This is a genomic window from Streptomyces monticola (genome assembly GCF_042665355.1).
Taxonomy (GTDB): domain Bacteria; phylum Actinomycetota; class Actinomycetes; order Streptomycetales; family Streptomycetaceae; genus Streptomyces; species Streptomyces monticola.
In genome coordinates, this window is record NZ_JBHTCF010000001.1 from 1053262 (window position 1) to 1071903 (window position 18642).

The 18642-nt window shown below is 72.8% G+C and carries 17 protein-coding genes; 15 read left to right on the forward strand and 2 right to left on the reverse strand.

Annotated features, from left to right (window positions below):
• Positions 1-28: 28 nt before the first annotated feature.
• The 7 genes from ACFQVC_RS04345 (at position 29) to ACFQVC_RS04375 (ending at position 9724) form a co-directional block, all read left to right on the forward strand.
• On the forward strand, positions 29-1030 hold the full coding sequence (locus tag ACFQVC_RS04345) for a proline racemase family protein (protein WP_381826555.1): 1002 nt from the start codon (positions 29-31) through the stop codon (positions 1028-1030).
• Positions 1031-1075: 45 nt separating this feature from the next.
• Positions 1076-1783 (forward strand): GntR family transcriptional regulator, encoded by a 708-nt coding sequence (locus ACFQVC_RS04350; RefSeq protein WP_381826557.1) that lies wholly within the window; start codon positions 1076-1078, stop codon positions 1781-1783.
• Positions 1784-1998: 215 nt separating this feature from the next.
• Positions 1999-4203 (forward strand): glycoside hydrolase family 3 protein, encoded by a 2205-nt coding sequence (locus ACFQVC_RS04355; protein WP_381826559.1) that lies wholly within the window; start codon positions 1999-2001, stop codon positions 4201-4203.
• A 200-nt stretch (positions 4204-4403) separates the two neighbouring features.
• Positions 4404-5543 (forward strand): ATP-grasp domain-containing protein, encoded by a 1140-nt coding sequence (locus tag ACFQVC_RS04360; protein ID WP_381826561.1) that lies wholly within the window; start codon positions 4404-4406, stop codon positions 5541-5543.
• Between the two features lie 8 nt (positions 5544-5551).
• A complete protein-coding gene (locus tag ACFQVC_RS04365) occupies positions 5552-6619 on the forward strand; it encodes a ParB N-terminal domain-containing protein (RefSeq protein ID WP_381826563.1) in 1068 nt (355 codons plus the stop codon).
• An 81-nt stretch (positions 6620-6700) separates the two neighbouring features.
• Positions 6701-8245, forward strand: a complete 1545-nt coding sequence (locus tag ACFQVC_RS04370) for a DHA2 family efflux MFS transporter permease subunit (protein ID WP_381826565.1) — start codon at positions 6701-6703, stop codon at positions 8243-8245.
• Positions 8246-8353: 108 nt separating this feature from the next.
• The gene (locus ACFQVC_RS04375) at positions 8354-9724 is read left to right on the forward strand and encodes an FAD-binding oxidoreductase (protein ID WP_381826567.1); all 1371 of its coding nucleotides are present in this window, start codon (positions 8354-8356) and stop codon (positions 9722-9724) included.
• Between the two features lie 63 nt (positions 9725-9787).
• On the opposite strand, the gene ACFQVC_RS04380 is transcribed toward ACFQVC_RS04375, so the two are convergent.
• Both ACFQVC_RS04380 and ACFQVC_RS04385 read right to left on the reverse strand, forming a co-directional pair.
• Positions 9788-10195, reverse strand: coding sequence for a VOC family protein (locus ACFQVC_RS04380; protein WP_381826569.1), 408 nt, complete (start codon positions 10193-10195; stop codon positions 9788-9790).
• Positions 10192-10896 (reverse strand): class I SAM-dependent methyltransferase, encoded by a 705-nt coding sequence (locus ACFQVC_RS04385; RefSeq protein ID WP_381826571.1) that lies wholly within the window; start codon positions 10894-10896, stop codon positions 10192-10194. Before ACFQVC_RS04385 ends, ACFQVC_RS04380 begins: the two co-directional genes overlap by 4 nt.
• Positions 10897-11306: 410 nt before the next feature.
• On the opposite strand from ACFQVC_RS04385, the gene ACFQVC_RS04390 reads away from it, so the two are divergent.
• The 8 genes from ACFQVC_RS04390 (at position 11307) to phzG (ending at position 18558) form a co-directional block, all read left to right on the forward strand.
• Complete coding sequence (locus ACFQVC_RS04390) at positions 11307-12125, forward strand: SDR family NAD(P)-dependent oxidoreductase (RefSeq protein WP_381827106.1); 819 nt, start codon at positions 11307-11309, stop codon at positions 12123-12125.
• Between the two features lie 122 nt (positions 12126-12247).
• A complete protein-coding gene (locus ACFQVC_RS04395) occupies positions 12248-13462 on the forward strand; it encodes an acyl-CoA dehydrogenase family protein (RefSeq protein WP_381826573.1) in 1215 nt (404 codons plus the stop codon).
• 33 nt (positions 13463-13495) lie between these two features.
• Positions 13496-14026, forward strand: a complete 531-nt coding sequence (locus tag ACFQVC_RS04400) for a PhzA/PhzB family protein (protein WP_381826575.1) — start codon at positions 13496-13498, stop codon at positions 14024-14026.
• Positions 14027-14064: 38 nt separating this feature from the next.
• Positions 14065-14712, forward strand: coding sequence for an isochorismatase family protein (locus ACFQVC_RS04405; RefSeq protein WP_381827108.1), 648 nt, complete (start codon positions 14065-14067; stop codon positions 14710-14712).
• A complete protein-coding gene (locus tag ACFQVC_RS04410) occupies positions 14709-16610 on the forward strand; it encodes an anthranilate synthase family protein (protein WP_381826577.1) in 1902 nt (633 codons plus the stop codon). Before ACFQVC_RS04405 ends, ACFQVC_RS04410 begins: the two co-directional genes overlap by 4 nt.
• Positions 16607-16960: a hypothetical protein gene (locus ACFQVC_RS04415; RefSeq protein ID WP_381826579.1), complete on the forward strand. Its 354-nt coding sequence runs from the start codon at positions 16607-16609 to the stop codon at positions 16958-16960. Before ACFQVC_RS04410 ends, ACFQVC_RS04415 begins: the two co-directional genes overlap by 4 nt.
• Positions 16953-17792 (forward strand): PhzF family phenazine biosynthesis protein, encoded by an 840-nt coding sequence (locus ACFQVC_RS04420; protein ID WP_381826581.1) that lies wholly within the window; start codon positions 16953-16955, stop codon positions 17790-17792. Before ACFQVC_RS04415 ends, ACFQVC_RS04420 begins: the two co-directional genes overlap by 8 nt.
• A gap of 22 nt (positions 17793-17814) precedes the next feature.
• Entirely contained in the window at positions 17815-18558 is a 744-nt protein-coding gene (gene phzG, locus ACFQVC_RS04425; protein ID WP_381826583.1) for a phenazine biosynthesis FMN-dependent oxidase PhzG, read from the forward strand.
• Positions 18559-18642 lie beyond the last annotated feature (84 nt).

Here is an 18642-nt window from a genome sequence, read left to right on the forward strand (position 1 = left end):
CGCCGAGACCTGAGGGAGGAGCCGGACCATGCGCAGCAAACTCGTCCTGCACGCCGTCGACTCGCACACGGAAGGCATGCCGACACGGGTGATCACCGGCGGGATCGGCACGATCCCCGGGGCCACCATGAACGAGCGCCGCCTGTGGTTCCGCGAACACCGCGACGACGTCCGGCAGTTCCTGATGAACGAACCGCGCGGCCACTCCGCGATGAGCGGCGCGATCCTGCAGCCGCCCACGCGGCCCGACTGCGACTACGGCGTGGTCTACATCGAGGTCTCCGGATATCTGCCGATGTGCGGCCACGGCACCATCGGAGTGGCCGCCGTGCTCGTGGAGACCGGGATGGTGCCGGTCGTCGAGCCCGTGACGACGATCCGCCTCGACACCCCGGCAGGCCCCGTCGTCGCCGAGGTCGCCGTCGACGGCGGTGCCGCCACGGCGGTGACCCTCAGGAACGTGCCGTCCTTCGCCGTCGCCCTCGACCGCAAGGTGACCCTGGCCGACGGGCGGTCCGTGACGTACGACCTGGCCTACGGCGGGAACTTCTACGCCATCGCCCCGCTGGAGGAACTGGGGCTGCCCTTCGACCGGGCGCGCAAGGACGACATCCTCGCCGCCGGGCTCGCGGTGATGGACGCCGTCAACGCCGCCGGGGAGCCGGTGCACCCCGAGGACCCTTCGATCCGCGGCTGCCACCACGTCCATCTGTACGCGCCCGGCGCCACGGCCCGGCACTCCCGGCACGCCATGGTCATCCACCCGGGCTGGTTCGACCGCTCGCCCTGCGGCACCGGCACGAGCGCGCGCATGGCCCAGCTGCACGCCCGCGGTGAACTGCCCCTGCACACCGAGTTCGTCAACGAGTCCTTCATCGGTACGCGGTTCACCGGGCGGCTGCTCGGCACCACCGAGGCCGGCGGCGTTCCCGCGGTCCTGCCGAGCTTCACCGGGCGGGCCTGGGTCACCGGCACGGCCCAGTATCTCCTCGACCCGGGCGATCCGTTCCCGGCCGGGTTCGTACTCTGAGCACCCCGGCTGCTTCAACCGACGTTCGGGAAAGGTGAGTCGACGATGGTCGCCCAGCGCACCGGCAACCCCGGCACCCCGTCCGCCGCGCCCGCGTCGCTGCCCGTCCTGGGCGGCAGGCGGAACAACTTCCGTGAGCGGGTGGCGGACGCGCTGCGGGCCGCGCTGATCGCGGGGGAGCTGCGCCCGGGTGAGGTCTACTCGGCGCCCACTCTCGCGGAACGCTTCGGTGTCTCGGCGACCCCGGTGCGCGAGGCGATGCTCGACCTGGTCAAGGAGGGCCTCGTCGACACGGTGCCGAACAAGGGGTTCCGGGTCACCGCGGTCTCCGAGCGGCAGCTCGACGAGTACACCCAGATCCGCTCGCTCATCGAGATCCCCACGACCGTCCAACTGGCCGCCACCGCAGACCCGGTGGCGCTCGAAGCGCTGCGTCCGGTGGCCGCCGAGATCGTCACGGCCGCGGCCGCGGGCGACCTGATCGCCTACGTCGGTGCCGACACCCGCTTCCATCTCGGCCTCCTCGCGCTCGCGGGCAACGAGCACCTGGTCGCGGTCGTCGGCGAGCTGCGCAACCGCTCCCGGCTCTTCGGGCTCGAAGCGCTGTCGGCCTCGGGGCGCCTTCGCGCTTCCGCCGAGGAGCATCTGGAGCTGCTCGACGCCCTGTTGGCGCGCGACGAGCAGGCGGTACGGGCGGTGATGACCCGGCACCTCGGGCATGTGCGGGGGCTGTGGGCGGCCTCGTCCGACTGAGCCCCGCCGCCAGTGGGCGGCCGTGTCCGACTGAGCCCCGCCGCCTGCGCGCCCGGTGCGGGTTCCGGAAGCCGAGCCATCAAGGGCCTTGACGGGAGCACGCCCGGACAGTTCAATCACGCCGTGAGATAAGCGAGTTGAGTGGTACCGCCCTCTTTGCGTACGACATCCGGTTTTCGGTGCACGACGTACGACTTCACGGCGAGGAGCCGCCCATGAGGCACGGCAGAGCCCTGCGGACCAGAAGGATCAGACGTTCCAGACACAGAGCCGGCGCCGCCGTGGTGGCGATGGGAGCCGTCGCCGCGCTGCTCGGGCCGCTGGTGCCCGCGTGGGCGGCGGCTCCCGCGGCGGCCGCGGCACCCGCCTACCTCGACGCGGGCAAGCCGACCGCTCGCAGAGTCGCCGATCTGCTCGGGAGGATGACGCTCGAGGAGAAGATCGGCCAGATGACCCAGGCCGAGCGGGCCGCGGTCGCGGACGACCCGGGCAAGGTGAAGACCCAGCTCCTCGGCTCGCTCCTGTCGGGCGGCGGCTCGACCCCGGCCCAGAACACCCCGGCCGCGTGGGTGGAGATGGTGAACGGCTTCCAGGAGCAGGCGCTGCAGACCCGGCTCAAGATCCCGCTGATCTACGGCATCGACGCCGTGCACGGACACGGCAACGTCCACGGGGCGACGGTCTTCCCGCACAACGTCGGCCTCGGCGCCACCCGGGACGCGAAGCTCTCGGAGCGGATCGGCCGGGCCACCGCCGAAGAGGTACGGGCCACCGGCATCCCCTGGAACTTCGCGCCCTGCCTGTGTGTGTCACGCGACGAGCGGTGGGGCCGCAGCTACGAGAGCTTCAGCGAGGACCCGGCCCTCGTCTCCAGGATGGCCACCGTCATCGACGGCCTCCAGGGCGACGGCGGCCGCGAGGGCTTCGACGACGACGAAGTGCTCGCCACCGCCAAGCACTTCGCCGGTGACGGCGGCACCCGCTTCGACACCGCCACCGCCGAGGCGAACAAGAGCAAGCCGTGGTGGGAGCAGAAGTACACCATCGACCAGGGCGTCACCGTGACGGGCAAGGGCGACTTCGCCCGGCGGCACCTCGCGCCCTACCTGCCCGCGCTCGCGGACCATCGCGTCGGCAGCGTCATGCCGTCGTTCTCCAGCGTCGACTGGACCGAGGACGGCGTCGGCAACCCGGTCAAGATGCATGCCCACCGCGATCTGCTGACCGGCACCCTCAAGGGCAAGCTCGGCTTCGACGGCTTTGTGATCTCCGACTGGGAGGGCATCCACCAGATACCCGACCCGGACGCGCCCGCCGAGACGGGGCTCACGCCGTACAAGGTCCGCACGGGCGTGAACGCCGGCACGGACATGTTCATGGAGCCCAACACCTCACAGCAGTTCCAGGACTTGCTGCTCGCCGAGGTCAAGGCGGGACGCGTGCCACAGAAGCGCATCGACGACGCGGTGGGACGCATCCTGGCCAAGAAGTTCGAGCTCGGCCTCTTCGAGGACCCGTACGCCTCGCCCGACGACCTCGACCAGGTCGGCAGCCGGGAGCACCGCGCCCTGGCACGGTCGGCGGCCGCCAAGTCCCAGGTGCTGCTGAAGAATTCAGGCCGCGCGCTGCCGCTCGGCACCAAGGACAGCGTGTACGTGGCCGGTCGCAGCGCCGACGACATCGGCAACCAGGCCGGTGGCTGGACCATCAGCTGGCAGGGCGCCTCGGGCGACATCGTGCCCGGCACGACGATCCTGGAAGGCATCCGCGAGGTCGCCCCGCGCGCCGACGTCACCTACAGCGCCGACGCCTCCGCTCCCGTCGGTGACGCGGACGTCGGGGTCGTGGTCGTCGGCGAGACGCCGTACGCGGAGGGCTACGGCGATGTCGACGGGCCCGAGTGCGGCTGGTGCGGCACCTCGCAGCACGAGGAGAAGTCCCTCAACCTGCAGGCCGCCGACCAGGCCGTCGTGGACAAGGTGTGCGCCGAGGCCGAGACCTGTGTCGTCCTCGTCGTCTCCGGACGGCCGCAGATCGTGGCCGACCCCGCGGGGCGTATCGACGCCCTCGTCGCCTCCTGGCTGCCCGGCAGCGAAGGCGCGGGCGTGGCGGACGTGCTGTTCGGCAAGAAACCCTTTACCGGGCGCCTCCCGGTGACCTGGCCGGCCGGCGCGGACCAGGTGCCGATCAACGTCGGCGACGCGGACTACCGGCCTGAGTACCCCTACGGCTGGGGCCTGCGCACCGGTTCCCACGGTGTGGCCGCCGACCCCGCCACCGCCGCCCTCGACCGCGCACAGGCCGCCGTACTCGCGGGCCGTGCCCCGTCGAACTGGGCCGAGCTCATCGCCGACGCGGAGCACGCGCGCGTAGCGGGGGACGAGGTGAAGGCGCGAGGACTGCTCGCCCGGGTGCGCTGATCCTTCGGTGATCGCATGGTGATCGGTGATCGCCTGGTGAGCAGGCGATGAGCAGCTGAACGGAGGTCCGCTGCCGTGGGCTGCCGGGAACACCCGGGCGCCCACGGCAGCGGCACGCGCACGGGGCGACGCGGCCGTGCGCAGGGCGCGGGGAACGTGAGGGGAACCGCGCGGGAAGACGGCACCGCACAGTGGCGGGCATGTCAGCGCTGCCGCAAGGAAGCCCGGAGGATCCGCCAGCAGCACCGGCCGTGGGGCGGGTGCTGCTCGTGTCGCCCTACCACCAGCTCGCGTGGAAGGCCGCGGCCGCCGGGGTCCGGGTCTGGTCCATGGGGGACAGCGGGCGCCTCGACACCGCCTTCGTGCCGCGCCTGCGGGAGGCGTCGCAGGAGTTGCTGCTCGCCGACTTCTCGGACGAACCCGCGCTGCGCCGGCTGATCGCGCAGACCGTGCGCAAGGCCGGGATCGGTACGGTGCTGCACTGCGGCGACGGGGACTCGGTGCTGCCCGTCGTCGAAGAGGCCTGGCGTCTCGGCGTCTCGCCCAACCCGCCCGGAGCCGTGGCCCGGCTCCTGTCCGCGGGAGCGGCAGCCCGCCCGGCCGTGGCCGGGGGCGACCGGGACGCGGCCGTGCCGCGCGTCAGCGTCCAGACCCTCACCGTGGCGTCGCGGCACCACGTCGTCGGCGTGACCCTGCACCGCACCGGCGGCGCGCCCGGCCATGCCACGACCGGCTATCTGCACCCCGCGCCGCTGCCCGCCGCCGTGCTGCGGGCCGCGGAGAAGACGGCCGTCGAGCTGCTCACCGCGAGCGGTTACCGCTGCGGCCCCGCCGTCACGGAGCTGGCCCTGCCCCCCGCCGGGCCGCGCGTCCTCTCCTGCGGTACGCACCTGGGGCCCAGCCGGGTGCCGCTCCTGGTGGAGGTCGCGCGCGAATTCGACCTGGAGACGGCCCTGTTCGAGGCGCTCGCGGGGCGGGCCCCCGAGGTGCCGCCGGTGCGCCGGTACGCCGAGCTCGGCTTCTTCCTGCTGCCCGAGGGAGAGCTGCGTACGTACGCGGGCCTGGACACCATCGCCGTCACGCCCTGGGTGCGCGGGGCCCGATTCCCGCACGCCGTGGGCGAGTTGGTGCCACCGCCCGGCGATCCGGCGGCGCGGCGCGGCTATGTCGTCGTGGAGGGCGACTCGCCCGAACGCGTCCAGGCCCGTATCCGCCAGGCACGTGCCGACCTGATCACGACCATCCGGCCCGTACCGGCCACCGACCGCACCCGCCCCGGCCGTTCCCGGGTACCGGGACCGTTGGCCGGGCCGGATCAGTTGCAAGAACCGGAAGCGTAGGAGGAGGAATGTCCATCGACGCCGCGGCGGCCGGTTCCCCGGCCGCCGACACCGCGGACGCGCAAGGGCGTGGCGCCGCCGGGCCACCCGTGTCCGTGCACGCGTCCACGCCCGCGTCCATGCCTGTGTCGCCGCCCGTGTCCGTGCCCGTCGACGCCCTGCTCGACGGGGCGTCGCCGCGGCTCGCGGGCGTCGACGAGAACCATGCCCGGCTGCTCGCCGAGAGCCAGGAGCCGCTGCCGCCGATCCTCGTGCACCGGCCGACGATGCGGGTGATCGACGGTGCGCACCGGCTGCGCGCCGCGCGGCTCAAGGGCCTGGAGAGCGTCGAGGTGAGCTACTTCGACGGCACCGAGGCGGAGGCCTTCCTGCTGGCCGTCGAGGCGAACATCCGGCACGGCCTGCCGCTGACCCTCGCGGACCGCAAGGAGTCCGCGCGGCGCGTCCTGCGCAGCCACCCGCAGTGGTCCGACCGTGCCATCGCCGTACGAACGGGCCTGTCGGGAAAGACCGTCGGGGCGCTCCGCCGGGCCTCGGCCCTCGAATCCCCCGACGGTCTCAAGGTGGTCGCCCGAGTGGGGAACGACGGGCGTGTCCGGGCCCTGGACCCGGCCGAAGGCCGTATCCGCTGCCGCGACGCCATGGCCGAACTCGGCGAGGGCGCGTCGCTGCGCGAGATCGCCGCCGCTGCCGGTGTCTCCGTGGAGACGGCCCGTGACGTACGGGAGCGGCTGCGGCGCGGAGAGAGCCCGCTGCCCGCACGGGCCGCACAGAGCCCGCTGCCCGCGCAGAGTCTGCAGACACCCCGGCGGTGGGCCCGGCCCACGGACCCCGCCGGAGTGCTCGACTCGCTGCGCAGGGACCCGGCGCTGTGCTACAGCAACGAGGGCCGGGCGATGGTCCGTTGGCTCGAAGTCCATGTCATCCGCCGTGAAGAGGCCGAGGTCGTACGCCGTGCGCCCACGCACCGGGCGACCCAGATAGCCGCGCTCGCCCGCGCCTGTGCGGCCTCCTGGCAGGAGATCGCCGTCGCACTCGAGGCCCGCGCGGTCGAGCAGGAGCCGCGGGCCGGATAGACCCCGGCGCCCTCCGGGCAGGCCCGGTGCGGCGCCCCAACTCCCCTACCCCCAAGCGTGTCACGCGCGAAAGGTGCATTCATGTCAACCGCGGGCCAGCAGGCCGACCCCCGGGTACGGCCTCGGGTGAATCCCTGGGCGGCGCTCGTGCCGCTCTGTGTCGGGTTCTTCCTGATCATGATGGACATCACCATCGTGAACGTCGCCATCCCGGCCATGCTCTCCGACCTCGACGCCGACCTCAACCAGATGACCTGGGTCAACAGCGTCTACCTCCTCACCTACGCCGTGCCGCTGCTCGTCGCGGGCCGGCTCGGCGACCGCTTCGGCCGCAAGACGATGTTCCTCACCGGGCTCGCTGTGTTCACCCTGGCCTCACTGTGGTGCGGGCTCGCCGACAACGCGGCGATGCTGATCGCCGCCCGCGCGGTGCAGGGCCTGGGCGCCGCGGCGATGGCGCCGCAGACCATGGCCCTGGTGACCACGCTGTTCCCGGCCAACAAGGTCGGTGCGGCGCTCGGCGTGTGGGGCGCGGTCGCCGGTCTGGCCTCCACCGTCGGACCGCTCCTCGGCGGCTTCCTGGTGGCCGGCGCCGGCTGGGAGTGGATCTTCCTGGTCAATGTGCCGATCGGGATCGCCGGCATCGTGCTCGCCCTGCGGCTGCTGCCGGACGGGCTGCCGCGGCACAGCCGCAGCTTCGACATCGGCGGCACCCTGCTCTCCGGACTCGGCCTGCTCGCCCTGGTCTTCGGGCTGCAGAACGGACAGCACTTCGGCTGGGGCACGGTCGTCGGCCCGGTCACGGTGCCCGCCCTGATGGTGGCAGGCGTACTGCTCCTGGCCGTGTTCGTCGTGCAGCAGCGGCGCAACTCCCGTGAGCCGCTGATGCCGCTCGCGCTCTACCGGCGGCGGAACTTCAGCGCGGGCGTCGTCGCCGCGGCCGCGGTGGGCTTCGCGGTCACCGGGCTCTTCCTGCCGCTGATGCTCTATCTGCAGTCGGTGATGGAACTCTCGCCGCAGCAGGCGGGGATGCTGCTCGTGCCGACCGCCGTCTCCAGCGGCCTCGTCGGCCCGTACGCGGGCGCGCTCTCCGACCGGATCAGCGGCAAGTGGGTGGTGCTCGCCGGGTTCCTGGTGTTCGCCGCGGGCCTGGTGCTCCTGGTCGCCGTGATGGAGCCGGGCGGCAGCCCCTGGCCGGTGGGTGTCGCGCTGTTCGTGTGCGGCCTCGGCACCGGTGCGTCGTTCGCGCCGCTGGCGCACGTGGCGACCAGCGGGATGCCACCGGAGCTGATGGGCGCCGCATCGGGCCTCTACAACTCGCTGCGGCAGGTCGGCTGTGTCGTCGGCAGCGCCGCCGTCGGCGTGCTGCTGCAGGCCAGGATCTCGGCGAGCGTCCCCGGCGGGGCCGCGTCGGCGGGCTCGGAACTGGCCCCCGCGAACGCCTCGTCCGCCTTCCACGCGGGCCTGGCGGACGCCGCCGGTACGACGCTGCTGCTGCCCGTCGCCGTGCTGCTGCTCGGCTCCGTCGCATGTCTGGTCATGCGGTCCCGCACGGCGGCGGAAACGGAGCGGCCCGCGGCGCCCGTACAGGAATCCCGGAAAGGGAGCGAAAAACACCTGAGTTGACGTGCAGGGCATGCCGTAGATCGTCGACCAGAACGCCGGAAAGGGAAACCACCGAACTCCGCAAGGAGAATCCATCCGAACTCCGCAAAGGGACAAGGGAAAACACGCATGGTAAGTACGGCGAATGTGGCCGCTCTCGCGGAACGCGTCACCGGTCCGGTGCTGCGGCCCGGACAAGAGGGATTCGACGAGGAGCTGAGCGGATTCCAGACCGCCTATCAGCACCGCCCGGCGGTGGTCCTCGGGGCCGCGCGGGCCGATGATGTCCGTCACGCGGTGCGGTTCGCGGCCGAACACGGGCTCGCGGTCGCGGTGCAGGCGACGGGGCACGGGGTGACGGTGCCCGACGAGGACGGTCTGGTGATCACCACGGGGCGGCTCTCCGACGTATCCGTGGACCCGGGCGAGGGCACCGCCCGGATCGGTGCCGGAGCGAAGTGGAAGGACGTCGTCGCGCAGACGGTGCCGCACGGACTGGTCCCGCTGAGCGGATCCGCCCCGCACACCGGGGTCGCGGGCTACACCCTCGGCGGCGGAATCGGCCTCCTGGGCCGGGAGTTCGGCTACGCGGCCGACCGGGTCCGCGCCCTCGACGTGGTCACCGCCGACGGCGAACTCCGGCACGTCACCGCCGACAGCGCGCCCGACCTGTACTGGGCGCTCCTGGGCGGCCGCGACAACTTCGGTGTGGTCACCCACCTGGAGATCGAACTCCTGCCCGCGGCCCGGCTGTACGGCGGCGGCATCTACTACGACGCGGCCGACGCCGAAGCCGTTCTCGCCCACTTCCGGGAGTGGACCGCCACCGCGCCGGAGACCGTCACCTCCTCCGTCGGCATGATCGAGTATCCGCCGATCCCGGTGTTCCCCGAGCCACTGCGCGGCCGGCACGTCGTGCACGTCCGGTTCGCGACCACCGATCTGGCCGGCGGCCCCGAACTCGTCGCGCCCTGGCGGGAGATCGCCCCGCCGGTCCTGGAACACCTGGGGGAGCTCGGCTACGACGAGGTGGGCTCCATCTACCGCGAACCGGACTTCGCCCACGCCTACGACGGCAACAACGTGCTGCTCGGCGAGCTGACCCCGCAGGCGCTCGACGCGGTCCGCGAACTGGCGGGCCCCGGCTCCCCGGTGAGCTGCATCGTCGACCTGCGCCACCTCGGCGGCGCCCTGTCGCGGCCACCGCGGCGCCCGAACGCCGTGCCGTTCCGTGCGGCCACGTACATCCTGCGGATCCTGTCCGGACTCGACGGCACCTCACAGGACACGGTGCGCGCCGCACACCGTGCGGTGTACGAGGCGGTCGCGCCGTGGACCGTCGGCCGCTCCCTGAACTTCGTCTACGGGCGCCGCGCGGAGGACGAGTTCGTGACGGAGGTGTACGACAAGGAGACCCTCGACCGGCTCGCCCGGCTCAAGGCCGTCCACGACCCGGACAATCTCTTCCGCCGCAACCAGAACATCCGGCCCCGCCCCTGAACCCACGGGATACCGGTGACCGCCGCGCGGAGCCCCGCACCGGGGCTCCGCGCGGCGCCGCGTTCACGTGTCGCGCCGGGGCGTGGCCGAGGCGAGCGCGACGCGGTTGCCGTCGGGGTCGGCCACATGCGCCACGCGCTCGCCCCACGGCATGTCCACCGGACCGTCGAGGACGCGTACGCCGCCGTCGGCGCGCAGCCGCCGCACGGTGGCGTCGACGTCCTCGACGAACACGAACATCTCCAACGGACTGCTCCTGCCCGCCCGTTCATCCCCGCCTCCGGGCGCGGCGGCCACGCCGCGCGTGACTGCCAGCTCGGTCCCGCCCCTGCGCAGCGCCACGAACTCCGGCTCGCCGTCGTCCGGGTGCGCCGGGTGCTGATGGCCGCGGGTGAAGCCGAGGCGCTCGTAGAAACCGGCGGTGGCCGCCACCCGCGTGGTCCGCAGCAAGGGGAAGGCGCGGGCGCTCACGCCGCGTCCACGCGGTCGGCGTAGACCTTCCAGACCGGCAGCCGGGTGCGGCCCTTCTCGTCGAGGTCCGGGCGCCTGCCCGTCTTCTCGAAGAACTCCTTCACCGGGCCCGCGAGCCCCGAGTACACCGAGACGGACAGGGCGTCGATCTCCCAGCCGGCCCCGGAGAGCACCGCGCGCAGCTCCTTCTCGGCGACCGACAGCGGGGCCGGCATACCGCCCGGCACATCCGCGAAGCACAGCATGCTGAGCCGCGCGCCCGGCCTGGTCACCCGGTGCAGGGCGGCGACATAGCGGCGCCGCGCCTCCGCGCCCAGGGTGTGGAACAGGGCGCTGTCCAGGACGGAGTCGAAGCGCCCGTCGTAGCCGTCGAGCCGGGTGGCGTCCGCGACGGCGAAGGCGATGTCCAGGCCGCGGGCCCGGACGCGGGCCTGCTCGACCGCCGCCGACGCGGCGTCGACGGCCGTCACGCGGTGTCCCTGACGGGCCAGGAACACGGCGTTGTCGCCGGGCCCGCAGCCGATGTCGAGGACCTCGCCCGTGAAGCGCCCCTCGCGCTCCATCGCGACGACATCGGGCTGGGCCTCGCCGATGTCCCAGGGCACGCCCTTGATCTCGGCGCCCGGCAGTAGATCGCCGCCCGTGTACACGGCGTTGAAGTCGGCGGTGTCGAAGTCGTATGTCCGCTCGGTGCTGCTCACGACGAGTCTCCTCGGGAAGGACGACCGGCCGGGGAGAACCAGGCCCGGCCGCGGCCGGGGGAGTTCCGGCAGTGCTCCGGAGTATTGCCGGGCGGCTGCGCGGCGCGAAAGGGGAAAGGGCGGCCGGGGCGGGGGAATTCACGGTGTCAAGGGTCCGCACCGCCCGGCTGTTCTTCTCCGGCCCTCTTTTTCTCCGTCCGACCGCGGAAATTCCGCAGTCGGACGGGTCGGTGGCGTAGCGGGCCCGTTCCTTGTCGTATTCCGCGGCGGATCCCATGGACACGACGGTGCCTCGTCGTGATGAATGGAGAACGAGACGCCGCACCTGGATATGTGCCACCCGAGCGTTCTCGAGTGACCCCCGGCGAATTCACGCGAGGTCACACCGACTCATCGGCCCGGAGAAGGGAATCCCTGTGCCCGGCAAGGTCTGGTTCATCACCGGCGCGTCCCGTGGGTTCGGCAGGATCTGGGCCGGGGCCGCCCTGGAGCGCGGTGACCGTGTCGCCGCCACCGCACGTGACCTCGCGGCCCTGGACGGGCTCGTGGCCCGGTACGGGGACGCCGTGCTGCCGCTGCGCCTCGACATCGCCGACCGTGCCGCGGCCGGCGCCGCCGTGGCCGCGGCCCACGAACGCTTCGGCCGCCTCGACGTCGTCGTCAACAACGCCGGTTACGGGCTGTTCGGCGCCGTCGAGGACATCACCGAGGAGCAGGCGCGCGCCCAGTTCGACACCAACTTCTTCGGCACCCTCTGGGTCACCCAGGCCGCTCTGCCCCTCCTGCGCGAGCAGCGCTCCGGGCATCTGGTGCAGCTCTCCAGCATCGCCGGGCTCGCGTCCTGGCCGATGCTCGGCATGTACCACGCCACGAAGTGGGCCATCGAGGGCCTCAGTGACGCCCTGGCGCAGGAGGTGGCCCGTTTCGGGATCCATGTCACCCTCCTCGAACCCGGCCCGTATCGCACCGACTGGCGCGGCAGTTCGGCCGTCTGGGCCGACCCGGGGCCCGCCTACGCCGAGTGGGCCAAGGCTCCGTCCGCCGGGGCGGAACCCGGTGACCCGGCCGCCACCGCGGGCCCCCTGATGGAGCTCGTCGACGCCGAACACCCGCCCCTGCGCGCCTTCTTCGGCTCCTCCGCGCTGCAGACCGCGCGGGCCGTGTACGAGGACCGGCTGCACACCTGGGAGCAGTGGGACGCCGTCGCCAAGGCCGCCCAGGGCAACTGATCCCCCCGTAGGACCGGAGACCCCCGTACGGACCGGAGCCCTCCGTACGACCGGAGCCCTCCGTACGACCGGAGCCCCCCGTACGCCCGGAGACCCCCGTACGCCCGGAAAGGGAACACGCCGTGACGCACCACAGCAGCACCCCCGCCTCCCCGCCATGTGAGCCGGAACAGCGCGATCAACTCGTGGCCCGCGCCGCCGAGTTGCGTCCCCTTCTGTGGCAGGACGCCGAAGAGGCCGACCGCTCACGCCGTCTGACCGACAGGGCCGTGGACGCCGTCACCGGAGCCGGACTGATGCGTCTGCTCACCCCGGCTCGCTTCGGCGGCCACGGCGCGGACGCCCGTACGCTCCTCGACGTCGCCACCGAACTGGGCCGCGGCTGCCCGGCCACGGCCTGGGTGACCGGCGTGCTCAACGTCGGGAACTTCGTGGTCTCCCTCTTCCCCGAGGCCGCCCAGGACGAGGTGTGGGGCCCCGACCCTGACGCCCGCACCGCCCAGGTGCTCGGCCGGCCCGCGGCCGGGGTCGAGCCGACGCCCGGCGGGGTCCTCGTCACCGGCGAGTGGGCCTACATGTCGGGTTCCCTGCACGCCGAGTGGTTCGGTGTGCTGCTGGCGCGCGGCCCCGACGACGGCCCCGCCGGAGTGCACTTCGCGCTGCTGCCGCGTGCCGAACTCGACGTCAAGGACACCTGGTACTTCACCGGTATGCGCGGCACCGGCAGTAACACAGTCGTAGCCGACCGGGTGTTCGTGCCCGCGCACCGGCTGCTGCCCTACCGGCCCGTCCTCGACGGTGAGCTGACCGCCGCCGACGCCGCCACCCCGTACCGCAACAGCCTCGTCGGGATGTTCTCGCTCGGGCTGCTCGGCTCCTTGGCCGGTGGAGCCGACGCGGCGCTGTCGTATGTACGCGAGCAGGCGCCGCTGCGGCCCGCGGCGGGGTCGACCTATCCGAACCAGGCCGAGTCGCCGACGCTCCAGGTGTATCTGGCCGAGGCCGCCGCCAAGGTCGACTCGGCGGTACTGCACGCCCGCCGCCTGGCCGACACCGTCGACGACCTCGCCCGCACGGGCGCCGCCGCCGACACGCTCACCCGGGCCCGCGCCCGGATGGACTCCGCGCACGTCGCCGAGTCCTGCCGGGCGGCCGTCGAACTCCTCGCCACCGCCCACGGATCCTCGGCCTTCAGCGAGGCGAGCCCGCTGCAGCGGATCTGGCGCGACGTGCACGTCGGCAGCCGGCACGCCGGCTTCGGCATGGGCATCCCGCAGCAGGTCTACGGCCGCGCCCTCGTCGGCAAGGACCCGCGTGAGGTCAGCCTCCTCGTCTGACGCCCCCACCACCGCCACCCCATGGAGAAACCCGTGTCCGTCACGCACACCGCAGAGACCCCCGTGAAGACCTCCGAAGAGACCCCCGCAGAGTCCCCCGTCCCGACCGACCCGGACGAGCTGCGCGCCCACAACCGCGCGATCGTCGAGCGGTATATGAACACCCGCGGCCAGGACCGGCTCCGCCGCCATCTGCTGTTCACCGAGGACGGCGTGGGCGGACTGTGGACCACCGACACCGGCCGGCCGATCACCATCAACGGACGCGACCGGCTCGGCGAGCACGCCGTGTGGTCGCTCAAGTGCTTCCCCGACTGGGCCTGGATCAATGTCGAGATCTTCGACACCCAGGACCCGAACCGGTTCTGGGTCGAGTGCGACGGCGAAGGGAAGATCCGCTTCGACGGCTATCCCGAGGGCCACTACCGCAATCACTTCCTGCACTCGTTCACCTTCGAGGGCGGAAAGATCAAGCTGCAGCGCGAGTTCATGAACGTCTGCGAGCAGTTCCGCGCCCTCGGAATCGAGGTGCCCGAGGTCAAGCGCGCCGGGATACCCACATGACGCCCCCGGACGCCGGGGTGACGAGCCAGGACACCCCCATGCACCCCGAACGCCCGACCACGGCCCAAGGGCTCCCGGCCATCATCCCCTACCCGCTGCCCGCACCCGGCAGCCTGCCCGCCAACCACGCGCCCTGGGTCCCTGACGCGCGCCGTGCCGTGCTCCTGGTGCACGACATGCAGCGCTACTTCCTGGCGGCGCTGCCCGAGCCGCTCCGCTCCGACCTGGTGCACAACGCCGCGCAGCTGCGCAAACGGGCCGCCGCACTCGGCGTACCCGTGGCCTACACCGCGCAGCCCGGCGGCATGAGCGAACAACAGCGGGGCCTGCTGAAGGACTTCTGGGGCCCCGGAATGCGCACCGATCCCGCCGACCGCGAAGTGGTGCCCGAGCTTGCGCCCGCGCACGGCGACTGGGAGTTCGGCAAGCTCCGCTACAGCGCCTTCTTCCGCTCGGACCTCCTGGAGCGGATGCGCGCCGCGGGCCGTGACCAGCTGGTGCTGTGCGGTGTGTACGCGCACATCGGGGTGCTCGCCACCGCCGTCGACGCGTTCACGCACGACATCCAGGCCTTCCTCGCCGCCGACGCACTCGGTGACTTCTCCGAGGCCGACCACCGGCTCGCCCTCGACTACGCGGCGCGGCGCTGCGGCGTGGTCCTGCCCGCGGCGGAGGTGTTCCCGTGACCCCGGAAACCCCTGTAAGCCCGGCGGCCGCACAACCCCCTGGCGTACCCGGCCTGTTGGAGCGGATCCTGCGGTCCGACGACCCGCCCCCGTTCGCGCTCCTGCACCGCCCCGACAGCGGCGACCCCGACACCGTCGACATCCTGACCGGCCCTGTGACGCTGCCCGCGTCACTCGCGGAGCTCCCCGACGCGCGGGCCGGGCGCGACGTCCTCGTCCTGGTGCCCTACCGGCAGCTCGCCGAACGCGGCTTCACCGCACCCGACGACGGTGCCCCGCTGATCGCCGTCACCGCCGATGAGCGGCAGACCGTGCCGCTCACGGCGGTCCTGACCGGGATCCCCGACGTCCACGCGCCGCTCGGCGAGGGCGAGTTCGACGTGGACGACGCGACATACGCCGAGACCGTGCGGCGGGTCGTCGCCGACGAGATCGGCACGGGCGCCGGCGCCAACTTCGTCGTCAAGCGCACGTACACGGCCCGCATCGGCGACTACACACCGCGCACCGCCCTGTCCCTCTTCCGCAGGCTCCTGGAACGCGAATCGGGCGCGTACTGGACGTTCGTCGTGCACACCGGGGAACGCACCCTCGTCGGCGCCACCCCCGAACGGCATCTCTCCCTGAGCGGCGGCACGGCCGTGATGAACCCCATCAGCGGCACCTACCGCTACCCGCCCACCGGGCCCACCCTGCGCGGCGTCACCGACTTCCTCGCCGACCGCAAGGAGGCCGACGAGCTGTACATGGTCGTCGACGAAGAGCTCAAGATGATGGCCAGGATCTGCCCCGCCGGCGGCCGTGTCGTCGGCCCTTACCTCAAGGAAATGGCGCGGCTCGCCCACACCGAGTACTTCATCGAGGGCCGCACCGGCCGTGACGTCCGCGACATCCTGCGCGAGACCATGTTCGCGCCGACCGTCACCGGCAGCCCCCTGGAGAGCGCGGCGCGCGTCATCAGCCGCTACGAACCCGAAGGGCGCGGCTACTACAGCGGCGTCGCCGCCCTCATCGGACGTGACGCCGACGGCGGACCGGCGCTCGACTCCGCCCTCCTCATCCGCACCGCCGACATCAGCCGCGAGGGACAGCTGCGGATCGGCGTCGGCGCGACTCTCGTGCGCCACTCCGACCCCGCGTCGGAGGTCGCCGAGACCCGGGCGAAGGCGGCCGGACTGCTCGGCGCACTCGACGCGGACGGGCCCGCACGCTTCGGCGGCCACCCCCAGGTGCGCGCCGCCCTCGACCGCCGCAACGACCGGATCTCCGGCTTCTGGCTGCGCGACGCCGCGGGGCGCAGGACCGCCGACAGCGTGCTCACAGGCCTGCGCACCCTCGTCGTCGACGCCGAGGACACCTTCACGGCGATGATCGCCCAGCAGCTGTCGGCGCTCGGCCTCGACGTCACCGTGCGCCGCTTCGACGAGCCGTACACCTTCGACCCGTACGGCCTTGTCGTCATGGGCCCCGGGCCCGGCGACCCGAACGCCGTGACCGACCCGCGCATCGGACATCTGCACACGGCCGTCGGCCAACTGCTCGCCGAGCAGCGGCCGTTCCTCGCCGTCTGCCTCAGCCACCAGGTGCTCAGCCTGCGCCTCGGCCTCCCGCTCGAGCGCCGCGACGTGCCCAACCAGGGCGTACAGCGCGAGATAGACCTGTACGGCAGCCGGGAGCGCGTCGGCTTCTACAACACGTACGCCGCCCGCAGCACCGAGGACAAGCTGGAGGCCGACGGCATCGGCCCGGTCGAGATCAGCCGCGACCCGGGCGGCTGCGAGGTGCACGGCCTGCGCGGCCCGCACTTCGCGAGCATGCAGTTCCACCCCGAGTCGCTGCTCACCGTGGACGGCCCGCGGATCGCGGCCGAGGCCATCCGCCGGGTGGTGGGCCGATGAGAGCCGATATCGCCTGGTGGGACCTGGACGGCACCGGACACACCGTCGACTCGCTGTACGTCCGGCTGCGTGAGGACGACTGGGTGCGGCCCTGGAACGAAGTGCCGGGTCTGGCCCTGAAGTTCTGGATCGCCGACCGGGCCGGCAACCGCTGGGGCGCGGTCATGCTCTGGGACCCGGAGCGGCCCGAGCCCGGCCTGCTGCCGCCCAACCGTGCGGCCGAACTCCTCGGCGGCCCGCCCTCGCACCGGGAGTCCTTCGAGGTCCAGGCCGCGGCGGGCGCCACCGCCTTCGAGACCGGGCCGGAACCCGGCTCCGCGTCCGTACAAGGGAGTTACCCCCATGCATGACTACCTGGTCGTGGACGCCTTCGCGCGCACCCCGCTCGAAGGCAACCCGGTGGCCGTCTTCTTCGACGCCGCCGACCTGAGCAGTGGCCTCATGCAGCGCATCGCCAAGGAGCTGAACCTCTCCGAGGTGACCTTCGTCCTGCCGCCCGAAGGTGACGCCGACGCCCGCGTCCGGATCTTCACACCGGTGAACGAACTGCCCTTCGCAGGGCACCCGTTGCTCGGCACCGCAATCGCCCTGGGCCTCGCACGCAAGCAGGAGCGGCTGCGCCTGGAGACCCGGATGGGTGTCATCCCCTTCGAGCTGCGGCCCGAGGACGCGGACGGCTCGATGGCCGTACGCATGCGCCAGCCCGCACCCACCTGGCGGCCGTACGAGCACACCGACGCGCTCCTCGACGCCCTCGGCGTCCGCGGCACCATCGCGCCGGTGGAGATCTACCGCAACGGGCCGCGCCATGTCCTCGTCGGCCTCGGCTCCCTCGACGCGCTCTCGGCCCTGCACCCCGACCACCGGGCCCTGGCCGCCTTCCCCGACATGGCCGCCAACTGCTTCGCCAGAGACGGGAAACGGTGGCGCAGCCGGATGTTCTCGCCCGCGTACGGCGTGGTGGAGGACGCGGCCACCGGCTCCGCCGCAGGACCCCTCGCGATCCATCTCGCCCGCTACGGACTCGCCCCCTGGGGGGTGGAGACCGAGATCCGCCAGGGCGTGGAGCTGGGCCGCCCCTCGCTGATGCGCGCCCTCGCCGAGGGCGGCGGCGAGCGGGTGGACTCCGTGTGGGTGGGCGGGCACGGGGTGCCGGTGGCCCGGGGGGTGCTCTATGTCTAGGGCCGCCCCATCCATGGCATCCATGGCCTCTTCGCCCAGGGCGCCCGGGGTGCGGGAGGCGGCACAGGACCCGAGCCGCTTCGAATCCCTCACCGGTGACACGGCCCTGCCCTTCCCCGAGTACGACGACCCGCCCCCGGAGCCGCTCGCCCTGGCCGGGCGCTGGCTCGACGAGGCCACGGCACGCGGTGTGCGCGAACCACGGTCCCTGGCCCTGGCCACCGCAGACGAACGGGGCCGTGCGTCCAGCCGGATCGTCACCGTCGGCGAACTCGGTCCGCGGGGACTGCTGTTCACCACCCACAGCACCAGCCGCAAGGCCCGCGACCTCGCCGCACACCCCTGGGCCAGCGGCGTCCTGTACTGGCGTGAGACCGCACAGCAGCTTGTGATCGCCGGTCCTGTACGGCAGTTGGAGACCGCCGAGTGCGAGGCGCTGTGGGCCGCGCGGGCCGTACCGCTGCACGCCATGACGACGGCGTCACGGCAGAGCGAGCCGGTGCACGACGTGGCGGCGCTGCGCGAACGGGCCCGCGGGCTCGCCGCGCCGGGGCTGCCGCTGCCGCGCCCGGAACGCTTCACCGGCTATGTCATCGAGCCCGCCGAGGTGGAGTTCTGGCTGGCCAGACCCGACCGGCTGCACTGCCGCCTCCACTACGTCCGCGAAAGCCGCGCGGGCCGCGAGAGCTGTGAGGGCCGGGAGGCCTGGGAGGTCCGGGAGGGGCACGCGGACCATGGCTGGCGTGTCAGCCGGCTGCAGCCCTGACATCCGCCATCCGCCCACCCCGAGCCTGCCGCCTGCCGCCCGCCCCCCCATCGCCTGCCGCCCGCCGCCCGCCGTCCGCAAGGA

Coding starts and splice junctions, on each gene's coding strand:
- ACFQVC_RS04345 (WP_381826555.1), top strand. CDS start 29: ATGCGCAGCAAACTCGTCCTGCACGCCGTCGACTCGCACACGGAAGGC.
- ACFQVC_RS04350 (WP_381826557.1), top strand. CDS start 1,076: ATGGTCGCCCAGCGCACCGGCAACCCCGGCACCCCGTCCGCCGCGCCC.
- ACFQVC_RS04355 (WP_381826559.1), top strand. CDS start 1,999: ATGAGGCACGGCAGAGCCCTGCGGACCAGAAGGATCAGACGTTCCAGA.
- ACFQVC_RS04360 (WP_381826561.1), top strand. CDS start 4,404: ATGTCAGCGCTGCCGCAAGGAAGCCCGGAGGATCCGCCAGCAGCACCG.
- ACFQVC_RS04365 (WP_381826563.1), top strand. CDS start 5,552: ATGTCCATCGACGCCGCGGCGGCCGGTTCCCCGGCCGCCGACACCGCG.
- ACFQVC_RS04370 (WP_381826565.1), top strand. CDS start 6,701: ATGTCAACCGCGGGCCAGCAGGCCGACCCCCGGGTACGGCCTCGGGTG.
- ACFQVC_RS04375 (WP_381826567.1), top strand. CDS start 8,354: ATGGTAAGTACGGCGAATGTGGCCGCTCTCGCGGAACGCGTCACCGGT.
- ACFQVC_RS04405 (WP_381827108.1), top strand. CDS start 14,065: ATGCACCCCGAACGCCCGACCACGGCCCAAGGGCTCCCGGCCATCATC.
- ACFQVC_RS04415 (WP_381826579.1), top strand. CDS start 16,607: ATGAGAGCCGATATCGCCTGGTGGGACCTGGACGGCACCGGACACACC.
- ACFQVC_RS04420 (WP_381826581.1), top strand. CDS start 16,953: ATGCATGACTACCTGGTCGTGGACGCCTTCGCGCGCACCCCGCTCGAA.
- phzG (WP_381826583.1), top strand. CDS start 17,815: ATGGCCTCTTCGCCCAGGGCGCCCGGGGTGCGGGAGGCGGCACAGGAC.